Source organism: Vannielia litorea, assembly GCF_018424695.1.
Taxonomy (GTDB): Bacteria; Pseudomonadota; Alphaproteobacteria; order Rhodobacterales; family Rhodobacteraceae; genus Vannielia; species Vannielia litorea_A.
Genome location: NZ_QTNQ01000097.1, coordinates 1 through 12,778, shown reverse-complemented (window position 1 = coordinate 12,778; position 12,778 = coordinate 1). Strand labels below are relative to the sequence as shown.

General features: G+C 66.2%; 15 protein-coding genes and 1 pseudogene. 7 read left to right on the top strand and 9 right to left on the bottom strand.

The genetic code is table 11. The features are described 5' to 3' along the window. A partial coding sequence (locus DYI42_RS20885; protein ID WP_213548656.1) for a hypothetical protein occupies positions 1 to 700 on the top strand: 700 nt, incomplete at its 5' end. A 51-nt stretch (positions 701 to 751) separates the two neighbouring features. On the opposite strand, the gene DYI42_RS20880 is transcribed toward DYI42_RS20885, so the two are convergent. The 3 genes from DYI42_RS20880 to DYI42_RS20870 all read right to left on the bottom strand — a co-directional run bounded on the left by DYI42_RS20880 (position 752) and on the right by DYI42_RS20870 (position 1,952). Then, positions 752 to 958, bottom strand: coding sequence for a CsbD family protein (locus tag DYI42_RS20880; RefSeq protein ID WP_213548654.1), 207 nt, complete (start codon positions 956 to 958; stop codon positions 752 to 754). A 162-nt stretch (positions 959 to 1,120) separates the two neighbouring features. Next, positions 1,121 to 1,423 (bottom strand): hypothetical protein, encoded by a 303-nt coding sequence (locus tag DYI42_RS20875; RefSeq protein ID WP_213548651.1) that lies wholly within the window; start codon positions 1,421 to 1,423, stop codon positions 1,121 to 1,123. A 136-nt stretch (positions 1,424 to 1,559) separates the two neighbouring features. Further along, positions 1,560 to 1,952, bottom strand: coding sequence for a c-type cytochrome (locus DYI42_RS20870; protein ID WP_213548649.1), 393 nt, complete (start codon positions 1,950 to 1,952; stop codon positions 1,560 to 1,562). 222 nt (positions 1,953 to 2,174) lie between these two features. On the opposite strand from DYI42_RS20870, the gene DYI42_RS20865 reads away from it, so the two are divergent. Both DYI42_RS20865 and DYI42_RS20860 read left to right on the top strand, forming a co-directional pair. Then, entirely contained in the window at positions 2,175 to 2,861 is a 687-nt protein-coding gene (locus tag DYI42_RS20865) for a hypothetical protein (RefSeq protein ID WP_213548647.1), read from the top strand. 207 nt (positions 2,862 to 3,068) lie between these two features. After that, positions 3,069 to 3,509: a DMT family transporter gene (locus DYI42_RS20860; protein WP_213548645.1), complete on the top strand. Its 441-nt coding sequence runs from the start codon at positions 3,069 to 3,071 to the stop codon at positions 3,507 to 3,509. On the opposite strand, the gene DYI42_RS20855 is transcribed toward DYI42_RS20860, so the two are convergent. From DYI42_RS20855 to DYI42_RS20830, 6 genes are all read right to left on the bottom strand, one after another. After that, positions 3,493 to 4,107, bottom strand: coding sequence for a hypothetical protein (locus DYI42_RS20855; RefSeq protein WP_213548643.1), 615 nt, complete (start codon positions 4,105 to 4,107; stop codon positions 3,493 to 3,495). The two genes, DYI42_RS20860 and DYI42_RS20855, sit on opposite strands and share 17 nt — an antisense overlap. 97 nt (positions 4,108 to 4,204) lie before the next feature. Further along, positions 4,205 to 4,879 carry an ABC transporter ATP-binding protein gene (locus DYI42_RS20850; protein WP_213548641.1) on the bottom strand — a complete coding sequence of 225 codons (675 nt, stop codon included), beginning with the start codon at positions 4,877 to 4,879 and terminating at the stop codon, positions 4,205 to 4,207. Further along, the gene (locus DYI42_RS20845; RefSeq protein ID WP_213548658.1) at positions 4,872 to 6,119 is read right to left on the bottom strand and encodes an ABC transporter permease; all 1,248 of its coding nucleotides are present in this window, start codon (positions 6,117 to 6,119) and stop codon (positions 4,872 to 4,874) included. Before DYI42_RS20845 ends, DYI42_RS20850 begins: the two co-directional genes overlap by 8 nt. 109 nt (positions 6,120 to 6,228) lie before the next feature. Then, positions 6,229 to 7,443, bottom strand: coding sequence for a hypothetical protein (locus DYI42_RS20840; RefSeq protein ID WP_213548639.1), 1,215 nt, complete (start codon positions 7,441 to 7,443; stop codon positions 6,229 to 6,231). Between the two features lie 10 nt (positions 7,444 to 7,453). Then, positions 7,454 to 8,797 (bottom strand): proline--tRNA ligase, encoded by a 1,344-nt coding sequence (proS, locus tag DYI42_RS20835; RefSeq protein ID WP_213548637.1) that lies wholly within the window; start codon positions 8,795 to 8,797, stop codon positions 7,454 to 7,456. A gap of 56 nt (positions 8,798 to 8,853) precedes the next feature. After that, the gene (locus DYI42_RS20830) at positions 8,854 to 9,009 is read right to left on the bottom strand and encodes a hypothetical protein (RefSeq protein WP_213548635.1); all 156 of its coding nucleotides are present in this window, start codon (positions 9,007 to 9,009) and stop codon (positions 8,854 to 8,856) included. 191 nt (positions 9,010 to 9,200) lie between these two features. On the opposite strand from DYI42_RS20830, the gene DYI42_RS20825 reads away from it, so the two are divergent. The 4 genes and pseudogenes from DYI42_RS20825 to DYI42_RS20810 form a co-directional block, all read left to right on the top strand. Continuing rightward, positions 9,201 to 9,509: a hypothetical protein gene (locus tag DYI42_RS20825; protein ID WP_213548633.1), complete on the top strand. Its 309-nt coding sequence runs from the start codon at positions 9,201 to 9,203 to the stop codon at positions 9,507 to 9,509. After that, positions 9,502 to 11,283: a methyl-accepting chemotaxis protein gene (locus tag DYI42_RS20820; RefSeq protein WP_213548631.1), complete on the top strand. Its 1,782-nt coding sequence runs from the start codon at positions 9,502 to 9,504 to the stop codon at positions 11,281 to 11,283. Before DYI42_RS20825 ends, DYI42_RS20820 begins: the two co-directional genes overlap by 8 nt. Positions 11,284 to 11,425: 142 nt before the next feature. Further along, positions 11,426 to 12,553: an AI-2E family transporter gene (locus DYI42_RS20815; protein WP_213548629.1), complete on the top strand. Its 1,128-nt coding sequence runs from the start codon at positions 11,426 to 11,428 to the stop codon at positions 12,551 to 12,553. Positions 12,554 to 12,557: 4 nt separating this feature from the next. Then, positions 12,558 to 12,778 (top strand): annotated as a pseudogene (locus DYI42_RS20810) (chromosomal replication initiator DnaA); the annotation flags it as partial.

Genomic DNA, 12,778 nt, shown 5'->3' with positions numbered 1-12,778 from the left:
CCCCCGTTGTCCCCCCATGTGGCAATGGCTCCAAGACAACCAACCCGCGATCCAGATCATCGTCAGCCTCACCACCACCGTGGTGTGGATCGCCTATCTGCACATCTTCCTCGTCTCCTTCCGCCGCCAGACCCGCTCGGGCCTTCTCATCAACCGCGCGGGCCGCGACGGCCTCGCCGCGCGCTGCATCATCTCCAACCTCGGCTCCGAGCCCGCCTACCTGACGGACGTGCTCGCCGAGGTGGAGATCGGGGAGGACACCCTCACCACCAGCGTCGTCGACCGGCTGGAGATGTTTGAAGACAGCGACCAGTCCCAAACCGCGCAGGGCCCGATGGCCAGCGGCGCCTATATCGACATCGGCAGCTTTGAAGACATCTTCGAACGCGTCCACCAGCGCCACGGCAGCCGCGACATTGCCCGCAAAGCCGACCGGATCAAGCTGATCGCCGTCGCCGCCACCAGCCAGGCGCGCGATCTCGTCGCCGCCTATCGCAACTTCGACATTTCCGGCAGCGGCGAGCAGACCATGCTGCGCCCGGTCGAGGTCGAGGCGAAGCAGGTGCGCTCCTGGTTCCAGCGCCGCCGCCTCAAGCGCCTGCTCTCGGCCATCCAGCGCCGCGAACCGCTCAACGGCTCGGCCTCGTCTCAACTCTTCGCGCGCAGCGGCCCGCCGCGCCTGCGAGACAGCGCGCCATGAAAAAGCCCCCCACGCTCGCACGCAGGGGGCCATTTCGTTCACGTTGCCGGATCAGGCCGCTTTCAGCCCGGCCCGCCATTCGTCGACTTCACGCTCGGCTTCTTCCCGGGCGTAGCCGTATTTCTGCTGCACCAGGCCCACGAGCTGTTCACGCTCGCCCTTGGCCTCCTGCAATTCGTTGTCGGTCAGCTCACCCCACTTCTCGCGGGCCGCGCCTTGCCATTCTTTCCATTCGCCTTTGATAACATCCCAATTCATGTCAGGACCTCCTTTCGGGTTCTGGTTGCACAACGCGACCCCACCGACCGAAGTTCCTTTAAACAAAGACGTAGGCACCCCGCCGCCGCACGGCAGAACGGCGGGGAAATCGCCCCGCCGTCTGCCCGTAGGGTGGGTAATCTGCCCACCGTCCGAAACGCGTCAGCACTCCACGCCGGGCTGGCTGCACAGCCCGCCATCGGTGCGCCCGTCGTCGTAAAAGCCGCTCTCTTCCTTCTCGCGCTTCTTCGCTTCGGCCTTCGCTTCCTTCCGGGCCGCGCCCTTGGTGCGATACTTGCCCACGGTCTCAACGCAGTCGGCCACCAGCTTGCAGTCGCTGCTCTTGATCCCGCCGTACCAGCCCCCGTCGCCCGACTGCCAGACCTCCCAGCTGTAGGTCGCGGCCATCATCGGCGTGGCGGTGAGGGAGAGTACGGTGGCGGCGGTCATCATCAGTTTGGTCATCTTCAATTCCTTTCGATCTGTCGTTTGGCAAAGCCCGTAATTCCGGGCCTGTTCAACAGATCGGGGCTGCCACGGCGCAGAACAACCACCAGTTGATGACAATGCCCGTCATGAAAGGAAAATCCGCCGCAAATCTCTATTTCTGCAGCGTTTTCAGATACTCCACGAGGTCCGCCACCGGGCGCGACGTCATGATCGGCTGGCCCGTCTCCGCCTTCAGCGGCGTGTCGTCCCCGTCGAAGAGCTCTCCGTAAACCGGCATCGGCGAGCCGTGCGACACCAGCGGGTCGCGCCCGTCGATCCGCTTCACCACCCGCGCCATGGGGAAGGTGCCGGAGTTGTTCAGCGCCAGTTCCGTCAGGTCCACCGGTTGCAGCACCAGCGCGGGCGCCATTGGCCCCTGCCCGTCGGCATCCAGCCCGTGGCAGGTGGCACAGTGCCGCTCATAGAGCAGCCGGCCCTCGTGCACATCCTGTGCCTGTGCTGCGCCCGCAACCAGCGCCGCCGCTGCGATCATCATCAATTTCATTGCCAATCCTCCGGTTGTCTGCCCCGCGCCAAGTTTGCGCCTGCCGCAGGGCGCGCGCCATGATCCCTGTCAACCCGGGCCGCGCGGGGCGTTCATTTTTACCGGATGGTCAAATATGCGTATGCATTGGTTGTGCATCACTTGTGCATGGGTTGTGGCCCTCTGCTTCGCAAGGTTAACGCCTCTCTTGCCGCGCCCGCCGCACCCGCTAAACTCCGCCAGATGCGCCTGTTTCTCGTTCTCTGTTTCGCCCTGCTCGCCACCTCCTGCGGCCGTCCGCTGACCGAGGCGGAGAAGGGTTTTTTGCAGGAAATTCATGGCGATGGCATCGACACCTCCCGCGTCCGCATCACCACCTGGGGCTCTGTGGGGGCGATCGAGCGCACCTACCTCACTCGCCCCCGCACCACCTGCCGCGAGTTGATCCTGCCTCCGATGAAGCAAAAGAGCTTCAAATCCCGCACCGCCGGGCTGGTGCTGTTCAACAAGATTTATCTCAATCCTGACTGGTACTTGGAAGATTACCTCGACGGCTGGCCGGAGGAGTTGAACCTCGCAGCGGCAATGTTCGTCGCCCATGAGATCACCCATATCTGGCAATGGCAGAACCGCAAGATCACCGGCTATCACCCGCTCAAGGCCGCCGCCGAGCACAAGGGCAATACCGATCCCTATCTGTTTGATCCTGCAAGCAATCCCCGCTTTCTCGACTACCCCTATGAGCAGCAGGCCAGCCTGGTGGAAGAGTTCGTCTGCTGCCGCGCGCTCGATCCCGAAGGCCCCCGAACAGCGCGCCTGCGCAGCCTGCTCTCACAGGTCATGAACCCCACCCCGCTGGAGCTGTCGCGCCCCGTGGGCAAGGTGCGCCTGCCCTGGGAAGAGGCTGAAATCGAAGGGATATGCTCCTGAGGACGGCGCAGTAAACGGATCTTTCATCTTTTGCGCCATGCTGGCCCCGTTGCCCGCGTCGCGCGCCCGGCCAATAGCGTTTCGTCTCTTACCTGGGACGTCGCGCATCGCCAATTGCGTTTGAGCCGAAGGCGAAAGGCAGCGATTGGCGATTCAGGTATGAGGCGAAATGCTTTAGCTTCGCCGCACAACACAGGAGATGCGCCGATGGGCTACACCACTTCCGCCGCCATCATGCTCGCTGCGGGCATCGGCATTCCGGTCCTCGCAGCACTGAACGCTGGCCTGGGGCGGCACGTCGGCTCTCCCGCCTCCGCCGCCGTGGTGCTCTTCATCGTCGCCTTCGCGGCAGCCCTCGTCACCGCGTTGCTCACCGGGCCAGCGCCGCTCGCGCGCTTTGCCACAGCCCCGCGCGAGACGTTCCTCGCCGGGCTTCTGGTGGCCTTCTACGTGCTGTCGATCACCTGGGTCGCACCGCATTTCGGCGTCGGCAACGCGGTGATCTTCGTGCTGCTGGGGCAGATGATCTCTTTCGCCGTGATCGACCATTTCGGCCTCTTCGGCGCGGTGCAGCACAGCCTCAGCCTCACCCGCGCGGGCGGCATCGGGCTGATGGCCTTGGGGGTCGTGCTTACGTTGAAGGGCTAGGCTCCACACCCACCACGGCATCCTCGGGCAGCTCCGTCACACCGCGCAGAAAGGTCTCCTGCCCGGCCATGCGCACCAACAGGCCGCCCTCGGTTTCCTCCACCTCGGGGGTCGCCTCCGAAGCGCCCGGCGCTTCGACCATGAGCACGTCTTCCTCCGGGTCGAAGTCGTCGATCTCCTCGCGGCCATCCTCGGCCAGGGCCTCTTCGGCCTCATCTTCCGAGGGGGCCTCTTCGGGCTCCGGCTCCACCTCATCCATGACTGATGGCTTCACCGCAGAGGCGGTTTCGACCTCCTCCGGTGCATCCTCGCCCTCCACCGTTGCCGTCTCACCGGGCGCATCCGGCGTGGCATCCCGCGCCGCCTGGTCCGTCGTCACTTCAGGCGAGGGCGTCTCTTCGGCTTCCTCCTCGGAAGCCTCCAGCATGGCCGAAAGACCGTCGTCAACGGCCTCTTCGGCCCCCGACCCGTCAATGTCCGGCGCGCCGGAAGTTGCCTGGCTCACCCCCTGGTCTTCGTCCTCTTCGCGCCCCAGCGCGTCGCCAATGAAGCCAATCAGGAGCATGAGCGGCATCGAGAGAACGATGGCCCAATCCATAGGGGCACATTAACCAACTCACGCGGCGATAGTGATGCTTTGCCCGATATTTGCCGGAAACAGCGGGTTTCCGCGCTGGAAACAGACGCAGCCCCGCCTAGGCCAGCCGCCCCTCTTCCAACCGCACCGTCCGGTCCATCCGGGCGGCCAGCTCAAGGTTGTGGGTGGCGATCAGCGCGGCCAGCCCGGTCTCGCGCACCAGCTGCATCAGGGCGTTGAACACGGTGTCCGAAGTGCCCGGGTCGAGGTTGCCGGTCGGCTCGTCGGCCAGCAACAGCGCCGGGCCGTTGGCCAGCGCCCGGCAGAAGGCCACCCGCTGCTGCTCGCCGCCCGAAAGCTCCGCCGGGCGGTGGCTGGCGCGGGAATCGAGCCCCACGGTCGCCAGCAGCTCCAGCGCGCGGGCCTCGGCCGCCTCACGCTCCACCGCATTGGCAAGCTGCGGCAGTACGATGTTTTCCAGCGCGGTGAACTCCGGCAGCAGATGGTGAAACTGGTAGACAAAGCCCACCTGCGCCCGTCGCGCCTCGGTGCGCCGCCCGTCGCCGAGGCTGGCCATGTCCTGCCCGAGCAGCCGAACGGTGCCGTCCGTGGGCGTATCCAGCAGCCCGGCGATGTGAAGCAGGGTGGATTTGCCCGAGCCGGAGGGCGCCACCAGCGCCACCACCTCGCCCGCGCGCACCTCCAGGTCGGCCCCGCGCAGCACATTGATCTCGTTCGGCTTTCCGGCGTTATAGGTCTTCTCGATCCCCGCCAACCCCAGAACTTCACTCATAGCGCAGCGCCTCCACCGGATCGAGCCGCGCCGCGCGGCGGGCGGGGATGATCGTCGCGCCCCAGGAGAGCGCCAGCGCGAGGCCCACGGCAAAGAGCACGTCCCCCGCCTGAAGCTCGCTCGGCACCCTGTAGATCCCCCGGATCGACGCATCCCAGACCTCAGAGCCGGAGAGCCAGTTGATGAAGCTGACGATGTTGTTCACGTTCACCGCGAAGAGACAGCCCAGCACCGTGCCCAGCGCCGTGGCCACCGTGCCCACCAGCGCCCCGCAGAGGAAGAAGATGCGCAGGATCGCGCCCCGCGTCAGCCCCATGGTCCGCAGGATGCCGATGTCGCGGCCCTTGTTCTTCACCAGCATGATGAGGCCCGAAATGATGTTGAGCGCGGCGATGAGCACGAGGATCGACATGATGATGATCATCATGATGTCTTCGATCACCAGCGCCCGCAGGAAGTTGCCCCAGGCATCCTTCCAGCTCCACAAGAACACACCCTCCCCGGCGGCCTGAAGCAGCGGCATATCCCACTCCGCGATAGCCTCCGGGTCGTCCACCATCACCTCGATCTCGCTCGCAGCGCCATCGAAGTTGAAGAAGCTCTGCGCCTCCGCGAAGGGCAGGTAAACGCGGGTGCGGTCAATGTCCCAGCGCCCGGCCTGAAAGATATAGACAACCTCATAGGCATTCACCCGCGGGGTCACACCCATGGGCGAGCGGGTGCCGTTGGGGTTGATGATGCGGATGCGGTCGCCCACCACCGCGCCCAGCTCCTGCGCCACGCCCCAGCCGATGGCAATGCCCTCCTCGAAGCGGGCAATGTCACCCTCTTTCTGCTCCGGGTCCACGATGCGCGGCAGGCTCATCAGGTCTTCCGCGCGGATGCCGTACACCTCGACACCCGCGTTGGCCGCCCGCAGGTTGGCCAGCACCTGGCCCTTCACAAGCGGGGCGACAGAGGTAACGCCAGGCACTCGCTCCAGCCGCTCGGCCATCGCGTCGTACTCGGTGATCTGCCGGCTGGTGGCACCGTTCTCGTCCACGTACACCTGCGCCCGCACCGCCGTATGGGCATTGGCCCCGATGATCGTATCCACGAAATCCGTGCGGAAGCCCGAGCGCACCGCCATCACCACGATCAGCGCGAAGACCGAAAGGGTGATCCCTCCCAGCGCGATCCAGCTCAGAATGCTCACGCCCCCGTCAGACCGCTGCGAGCGCAGGTAGCGCCATGCGATCATCCACTCGTATTTCGAGAACGGGGCCGTCCTGCCTGCTTTATTGGCCACGCATCGGCCTCCTGCTCGGTTTGCGGCGCAAATTGCGCATGGGGCGGGGTGGGGTCAAGCGTTAACAGCCGTCGCGCACGGGAGCTTGAGCCCAGGCGGCAAAGGCCTCTTGTCGCAGGTCCACGCAGCCCGCCTTCTGCGCCTCGGTCTCCGGGATCACCGGATCGGTGAACTCCGGATTCTGGCTGGTGTTGACCTGGTGGTATCTTTGCGCCAACGCGCACACCGCGCGAGCCAGAACCGACCAGAGGTCTTCCTGTGGCCGCGCCAGCACCGCCAGCCGCGCCTCCCAGCGCGGGGTGTGGGCAAGTTTCGCCTGAAAGCCCAGCCATTGGTGCAGATAGCGCGCCACCGCCGCATCCTCGCCCTCTGGCTGGTTGGCCTCGACCCAGCGCAGCAGCCAGCCCTTCAGGCGGCCCATGTCGCCATCGCAGGGCCGGGTGGCGGGCGTGGTGGCCCATGTCTCGAAGCAGTCCACCAGCGGCGTGCTGTTCCGCAGCATCGGCAGGGCAGGAAAGCCGGGCTCCGGCCCGTCGGGGATCACCGGCGCGCCGAGCACAGGGCTGAACTTGTCGGCCACCTCGCGCCGCCGCCGCGCCAGCCTCTGCGACACCCCCGCAAGCGCCGCGTAGCGGTCCGTCACCGGGCCGGTCAGCGGCAGCATCAGCCGGGTCCAGTCCGTCTGCATACCCTGCCCGCCCAGCGCCGCCATGAATTTCGCCAACTCGGTGATCGCCGCCCTGCGCCGCCGGTCTTCGCCCGCCCAGCCCTCCAGCCACAGCTTCAGCGCCGCCAGCGTGCCGTCGCCCGGACGATCGAGCTTGCCCTGGGCGAAGCCCTCGATCAGCTCTGCCAGCGCGTGCTCCGGCGACGGGGCAAAGGGATCTGCCCCGGGCGGCATCGGGTTGGGTTTCCGCTCCGCCCTCGGCCGCGCCGCCGGCCCATGCTTGCCCTTCTCCACCAGCCGCGCGCGCGCCGCCTTGCCCTCTTCGAAGTCATCGAAGAGCTCGAAGAACAGCGCCACCGCCGCCCGGTCACCGCCCGCGGCCTCCTCAAGGATCACCGGCCACGGCTTCAGCCCTGCGTCGGGAAACTTCTCCCGCACGAACCGTTCGAAGTGATTGAAAAACGCCGCGTCCTCGCCGCGTGGACCGCCATGCAGCCGCTGGCTGTTCCACCCGTCGAGCCAGGCCCGCAGCGCCACCAGCCCGCCCTCGCGTTCCATTCGGCCCTTCAGCAGGGCCAGATGCTCGGCGAGCCCGGCGGGCGGGATCACGGCGCGCGCCTCAGAGGTGGCCCTCGTAAAGCGCCGCCAGCTTCTGCACGGTGGCCTCGGGCGAAAGCTCCTCGCTCTCCCCGGTGCGGCGCGACGTCAGCTCCACCACGCCGTTCTTCAGCCCGCGCGGCCCCACGGTAATCCGCCATGGCAGGCCGATGAGGTCCATCGTGGCAAACTTGCCACCCGCGCGCTCGTCGGTGTCATCCAGCAACGGATCGAGCCCCAGAGTCCTCAGCGTGCCGTAGAGCGCCTCGCTGGTCGCATCACAGGCCTCGTCGCCCACCCGCATGTTCACGATGCCCACGTGGAAGGGCGTCACCCCCTCGGGCCAGATGATGCCCTTGTCGTCATGGCTGGCCTCGATGATCGCCCCCGCGAGGCGGCTCACACCAATACCATGCGAGCCCATGTGCACCGGCGTGGGCTTGCCGTCCGGCCCCTGCACCGTGGCCCCCATCGGCTCGGAATACTTCGTCCCGAAGTAGAAGATCTGCCCCACCTCGATGCCCCGCGCCTCGCGGCGGCGCTCTTCGGGCACGCGCTCTTCGAAGATGGCGGCATCGTGGGTATCGTCGGTGCGGGCGTAAAGCGCGGTGAACTCGTCGAGCACGCCTTCGCATTGCGCCACGTCGTCATAGTCGATCTCGCGGTCGCCGAGGCGAATGTCGGTCACCTTGCTGTCATAGAACACGCCGCTCTCGCCGGTATCGGCCAGCACGAGGAATTCATGGGTATAGTCCCCGCCGATGGGCCCGCCCTCGGCCTTCATCGGGATCGCCTGGAGGCCCATCCGCTCATAGGTGCGCAGGTAGCTCACCAGATGGCGGTTGTAGGCGTGCTTGGCGTCGGCCTCGGTGAGGTCGAAGTTGTAGCCGTCCTTCATGTAAAACTCGCGGCCCCGCATGACGCCAAAGCGCGGGCGCAGCTCGTCACGGAACTTCCACTGGATGTGGTAGAGCGTCAGCGGCAGGCTCTTGTAGCTGCTCACATGGGCGCGGAAGATGTCGGTGATCATCTCTTCGTTGGTCGGGCCAAACAGCATGTCCCGGTCGTGCCGGTCGCGGATGCGCAGCATCTCGGCGCCGTAATCGTCGTAGCGCCCGCTCTCCTGCCACAGGTCGGCAGGCTGGATCGTGGGCATCAGCATCGGGATATGCCCCGCGCGCTGCTGCTCCTCATGCACGATCTGCTCGATCCGCTTGAGCACCTTGAAGCCCAGCGGCAGCCATGAGTAGATCCCGGCGGCCTGTTGGCGGATCATCCCCGCGCGCAGCATGTAGCGGTGCGAGGCGATCTGCGCGTCGGCAGGGGTTTCCTTGAGAACGGGCAGGAAGTAGCGGCTCAGGCGCATGGTGGTCCTCTGGGGCGTTTGCGTTGCCCCGAGGCTCTAGCCCATCGCGGACGGGCTCACAAGATTCTGGCTTTGCGCTTGGCAGCCGGGGCGGGCTTTTCGGCCTCATCCGTCTTGCGTTCGGCCTTGTCCGCGTCGTCAGACCTTGGCGGCGAGGGCGCGTGTTTGTCGGGCGGGACGCTCAGGGAAGGAAGCTTGATGTAGCGGGTCATATCGGCATTGGATCAGGGAGCATTTGAAGCAAGCCTCTGCCCTCAACCCCTGGCGCGCAATCACGGCGCAGGGTGAATCACGGCTTATTCACAGGCTTCTCCCGGAGGGGGCCTGCGCGCGCAAAAAGTTGGCGCGCGTTAAGCCGATGGAAAGGCTTGGATCATAGAGCGGACGCATCGAAATCACTGGTGTGGCTGTGCCTGCAAACCTGCTTCCTCTGCTTGCCCTTCTGGGCACCCTTGCGGTCACCCCGCTTGCCGCTGTCCTTTCCGCGCCGGTTGGCGAAGGGCCGGTGCTGCTGATCGTGCCCCCATGGGCCGATGCAGATGCGTTGCTCGCAGCCTCCGGCGGGCACGCCGTCGGGCCCACCCGCGCGCCCTTCGCACTGCTTGCCACTTATCCCTCACCCGCAGCCGCCCGCGCGGCCTCCGGTTACGGCGCGTGGGCCGTGCTGGGAGGCGAGGCGCTTGCTGCCATATGTGGAGCCTCCAATGTCTGAGTCCGCCCCCCTGCTGCTCACCGCCGACCAAACCGTCGAGAAGGGCGATGATCAGCCGGTCGAGGCGGCCCGCGCGAAGGCTGTCTACCTCCTGTCTCGGATCACGCCCCTAGTATGGCTGCTCGCCATCGCAGCCGAAGCCCTGATGGGCGGGAACATCATGGTCATGGGCATCGCCGGCGGGGCCTTCACCCTGCTGGGGCTCGCCGCCCCGCGTTTCGCCCCCCGCATGGCCCGGATACTCGTTGCCCAATCCCTTACGGGTCTGGCGATCTCGCTCAACGCGGCCCTCGCCGGCCACCCTATGCAGATCGACAGTCACATGGCCTATTTCGCGGTGCTCGCCATGCTGGTGGCCATGGCCGATATCGTGCCCCTGCTCGTGGCCGCGGGCACGATCGCGCTGCATCACCTGGTGCTCACCTTCGCCCTGCCAACGCTCGTCTACCCGTCGAACGATCTTGTGTTCAACATCGGGCGCACTGTGTTCCACGCCGTGATCGTCGTGGCGGAAACCGGCGTGCTCGTCATGGCCATCCACCAGCGCCTTGCACTGTCCCGCGAAGCGGCCGACAAGGCTCAGGAAAGCCGTATGGCAACAGCCCGCGCAGAAGAAAACAGCCAACGTGCCACCGAAGAAGCCGCGCGCGCAACCGACGCGCTCAGCCGTGCCGAAGTGCAATCGAAGGAAGCTGCCGAGGCACGCGCGCAGGCCGAGCACGCCCTTGCCGAGGTGGAGCGGCGCTCCGCCAGGGCGGCCGAGGCCGAGGCCCGCGAAACCCAGGCTGCCGCCGCGCGCAACGAGGCGCTCGCCAATCTGCTTGAAGTCTTCCGACAGAAACTTGCCAACCTCGCGGAAGGCGATCTGTCCGTGCGCGTCACGGAAGACCTGGGCGAGGACTTTGCAGACCTCGCAGAGCATTTCAACGGCGCGGGTGAACGCCTCTGCTCCACGATGAACGCGGTGATCCTGCAAGCCGCCTCGATCAACGAGCAATCGCGCGAGTTGTCATCCTCGGCCACCGATCTTTCGACCCGCACCGAGAAACAGGCTGCAACGCTGGCTCAGATCGCGGCCACGCTGAAGGAACTTACGCGCACGATCGAACTTGTGGCCACCGAATCGCGGGATGCGCGCAAGCAGGCCGAGAGCACGTCAACCGAAGCCTCCGAGGGCACAGGCATCATGGCCGAGGCGGTCGATGCGATGAACCGGATCGAGGACAGCTCCCGCGAGATCCACAAAATTACTTCGGTGATCGACGATATCGCCTTCCAGACCAACCTGCTGGCTCTGAACGCCGGCGTAGAGGCCGCCCGCGCAGGCGAGGCGGGCCGTGGCTTCGCCGTGGTCGCCTCCGAGGTTCGGGCCCTTGCCCAGCGCAGCTCGGACGCTGCGCGCGAGATCAACGGCCTGATCTCCAACTCCGTCGGCGAAATTGCCAACGGCGCCAGCCTCGTGAAGAACACCGGAACCGCGCTGGAAGGCATCCAGTCTTCCGTCACCGGCATCGTCGACCGGCTCCGCTCCATCGCCGACGCCACCTCCGACCAGTCGCGGGGCCTCACCGAGGTCAATGAGGCCGTTTCGGATCTTGAGCGCGTCACCCAGCAGAATGCCGGTATGTTCGAGGAAACAACCGCCGCCAACGCCATGCTCGCCGGCAGCGCCGATGAGCTCAATGCGCTGATGAAGAGCTTTTCGCTCTCCGACCGGCCCGTGAGCACCGCCGAGCCGGTGCCCGTGATGCCGCCGTTGCGCGCCGCCTCCTGAACGCGGCGCCCGGCCGCCGTGCCAACCGGCCCCGGCGCGTCGAGTGGCCCCGACACGGGCTCACCGATCGCAGGACCATTCGCACCCTTGCGCCTCGCCCGCCCAAAGGCATTATGGGCCGGAAACGAGCGCAGGGGCAGGAATGGCACTTCCCGTCGGTACACAGGCCAAATACTGGACGCTCGCCGCCGTGGCGTTCTTCGGCGTGCTCTACGTGCTGGGCGACGTCATCCTGCCGTTCATTCTGGGCGGCGCGGTGGCCTATTGCCTCGATCCGGTGGCCGACCGGCTCGAAAAGCTCGGCCTCCACCGCATCGCAGCTGTGATCCTCATCTCCTTCGTCGCCCTCCTCATTTTCGTCCTGGGCGCCCTGCTGATCATGCCAACGCTGGTCGAGCAATCCGTGGCGCTGTTCAAGGCCGCCCCGCAGATCTTTTCCGACCTGCGAAACTTCCTCACCACCCGCTTCCCCGACCTGATGGATGGCGAAAGCACCATTTCCAAGTCGCTCGCGAGCCTCGGTGAAACCATTCAATCGAAGGGCGGCGAGTTCGTCAGTTCGCTGGTTGCCTCCGTCTCGGGCATCGTCAACGTTCTGGTGCTGCTCGTCCTCGTGCCCATCGTCGCCTTCTACCTCCTGCTCGACTGGGACAGGATGGTGGCGCGCATCGATGATCTGCTGCCCCGCGATCACGCCCCGACCATCCGCCACCTCGCCAGCGAGATCGACAAGACCCTCGCCGCCTTCATCCGCGGTCAGGGCACCGTCTGCCTCGTGCTGGGCATCTTCTACGCCGTGGCGCTGATGTCGGTGGGCCTAAACTTCGGCCTCGTCGTCGGGGCCGTGGCCGGGGCGCTCACCTTCATTCCCTACGTCGGTGCGCTCGTGGGCGGGGCGCTGGCCATCGGGCTGGCCTTCTTCCAGTTCTGGGGCGAGTGGTGGTGGATCGGCGCCGTGGCGGTGATCTTCTTCGTCGGCCAGTTCCTCGAAGGCAACGTGCTCACCCCCAATCTCGTCGGGCAATCCGTGGGCCTCCACCCGGTCTGGCTGATCTTCGCCCTCTCGGCCTTCGGCGCGCTCTTCGGCTTTACAGGCATGCTCGTCGCGGTGCCCGTGGCGGCCTCTCTCGGCGTCATCGCGCGCTGGGCCATCGGGCAATACAAACAGGGCAGGCTCTATCGCGGCCTTTATGACCAGGAGGCAGTGGCCGAGGTCACAGACCCACCCGAAAGTTCTGCCGAAATCGCCCAATCGCGGTTGAAAGACTAGCCCAATGCCCCGCCAGATTCCCATTGATCTCCCGGTGATCGAGGCCACCGGGCGCGATGCTTTCTTCGTCTCGCCCGCCAATGCAGCCGCCGTGGCGCAGATCGACGACAGCGCGATGTGGCCCGATGGCCGCCTGCTCCTCACCGGGCCGGAAGGCGCGGGCAAGAGCCACCTCGCCGCGATCTGGGCGGCCGACACCGGCGCCACGCGACTTGAGGCGCAGGC

Coding starts and splice junctions, on each gene's coding strand:
- DYI42_RS20860 (WP_213548645.1), top strand. CDS start 3,069: ATGGGCTACACCACTTCCGCCGCCATCATGCTCGCTGCGGGCATCGGC.
- DYI42_RS20855 (WP_213548643.1), bottom strand. CDS start 4,107: ATGGATTGGGCCATCGTTCTCTCGATGCCGCTCATGCTCCTGATTGGC.
- DYI42_RS20845 (WP_213548658.1), bottom strand. CDS start 6,119: ATGATCGCATGGCGCTACCTGCGCTCGCAGCGGTCTGACGGGGGCGTG.
- DYI42_RS20850 (WP_213548641.1), bottom strand. CDS start 4,879: ATGAGTGAAGTTCTGGGGTTGGCGGGGATCGAGAAGACCTATAACGCC.
- DYI42_RS20865 (WP_213548647.1), top strand. CDS start 2,175: ATGCGCCTGTTTCTCGTTCTCTGTTTCGCCCTGCTCGCCACCTCCTGC.
- DYI42_RS20875 (WP_213548651.1), bottom strand. CDS start 1,423: ATGACCAAACTGATGATGACCGCCGCCACCGTACTCTCCCTCACCGCC.
- DYI42_RS20870 (WP_213548649.1), bottom strand. CDS start 1,952: ATGAAATTGATGATGATCGCAGCGGCGGCGCTGGTTGCGGGCGCAGCA.
- DYI42_RS20880 (WP_213548654.1), bottom strand. CDS start 958: ATGAATTGGGATGTTATCAAAGGCGAATGGAAAGAATGGCAAGGCGCG.
- proS (WP_213548637.1), bottom strand. CDS start 8,797: ATGCGCCTGAGCCGCTACTTCCTGCCCGTTCTCAAGGAAACCCCTGCC.
- DYI42_RS20820 (WP_213548631.1), top strand. CDS start 9,502: ATGTCTGAGTCCGCCCCCCTGCTGCTCACCGCCGACCAAACCGTCGAG.
- DYI42_RS20830 (WP_213548635.1), bottom strand. CDS start 9,009: ATGACCCGCTACATCAAGCTTCCTTCCCTGAGCGTCCCGCCCGACAAA.
- DYI42_RS20815 (WP_213548629.1), top strand. CDS start 11,426: ATGGCACTTCCCGTCGGTACACAGGCCAAATACTGGACGCTCGCCGCC.